This window comes from Fulvimonas soli, from assembly GCF_003148905.1.
Taxonomy (GTDB): Bacteria; Pseudomonadota; Gammaproteobacteria; order Xanthomonadales; family Rhodanobacteraceae; genus Fulvimonas; species Fulvimonas soli.
Genome location: NZ_QGHC01000037.1, coordinates 1 through 1,368, shown reverse-complemented (window position 1 = coordinate 1,368; position 1,368 = coordinate 1). Strand labels below are relative to the sequence as shown.

2 protein-coding genes are annotated in these 1,368 nt (G+C 57.5%); both read left to right on the top strand.

From position 1 onward, the window contains the following. Positions 1 to 427 precede the first annotated feature (427 nt). Positions 428 to 727, top strand: coding sequence for a hypothetical protein (locus C7456_RS17100; protein ID WP_139942999.1), 300 nt, complete (start codon positions 428 to 430; stop codon positions 725 to 727). A 223-nt stretch (positions 728 to 950) separates the two neighbouring features. After that, on the top strand, positions 951 to 1,205 hold the full coding sequence (locus tag C7456_RS17095; protein ID WP_139943000.1) for a hypothetical protein: 255 nt from the start codon (positions 951 to 953) through the stop codon (positions 1,203 to 1,205). Positions 1,206 to 1,368: the final 163 nt, after the last annotated feature.

Genomic DNA, 1,368 nt, shown 5'->3' with positions numbered 1-1,368 from the left:
AACCCCCGGCGAGCGTTCGCCGGAACTGGTCGAAACCCGATACCATCAACCCCGGACTCACTGCCTGATTGGCTACAAGTTCCATACTCAGGTCAATGCCATTTCCGCCGAGTGTCGGTCTTGCCATGAATCTCGCAGGTGACTGGTTTTGCGGTCCCCTGGAGAGAGTGGAGTGGCACGGTGACAGCCGATTTGTGTGCTACGTCGGGGCAGATATTTCACTCACTGACCAAAGCATCCGCAGCAGGGATCGTTTGTCGCAAGATGAGCTATTTGACGTGCTCAGTTCGCGCGGGTGGCAGAGATATGTGTCCGGGGCTGTGCAGCCATCGTTCTTCGGGGGCCTGGGTGCGGCCTAACAATTCATTCAAGCCGACGCCGCTTCGCGGCGCGGCTTAATTCAGGCGTTAGGCCGCACAGGAGAGTCATGAGCAAGCTTGGACATAACAACCTGTTTCGACATGCCGCGGGCCGGGCTGAGGTCTATCAGACATTTCAGCGCGACTTTAACCGTGACACTTGGATTCAGTTGTTCTGGCACGGCGTTCTGCTTGTTATGGCGCTTGGCGCGGCATACGTTTCTGACCACACTGATTGGCTTTGGCTCTTTGGTGGCATCTACGCAGCGGAGCGTGCAATCTCGCGCTTCGTTGACAACAGCAACCGCAACTGGGCCATGCACGTCATTGACTGGCTAGAGAACAATCGTCATGACGGTGCGGCCTAACAATTCATTCAAGCCGACGCCGCTTCGCGGCGCGGCTTAATTCAGGCGTTAGCCACTACTGGAGACCTACCAAGTGCTTGTCAGAACTGCATTCTTGTTCCTACTCGTTTCGTCGTCCGCGGCGTCCGCAACACAGCGCTGGGTGCCACCGCCGGCCCCGCAGGTGCGGGAGGGAACACCAATCGCGCCTGAAGTAGAGGCATACGACCGGGGACTCTTTATCGTGCACCTGCCCAAGCCGGAACAAGAGGACTGGAGAGCTACGAGGTACCAGGTCAACATAAAGCGCGATGGTGAAGACCAGTTTGCCGCTGAATTACAGACACGGCCGTTCCGGAAGACCGAAGAGGTGTTCTTCGTTACGGTGCCACCGGCCTCTGCAGACAAGTACGAGATCGAAGTAATTGATCAAGGCGCGTACCCGTTCACGCGGGTCTACAAGGGTAATCTTGCCGGCATTCCCAAGCTCTCGGATTAGTGGCTAACAATTCGTCCAAGCCGACGCCGCTTCGCGGCGCGGCTTAACTCAGGCGTTAGGCCTTGCACTGACCTGCCCCCATCAGCCGTACCAGTGATTACTGATAAAGCCCGGGGTTGGAGGGTACTGCGTTGTTGCCGGTTTGTGCGCGATGGTTGGCGGC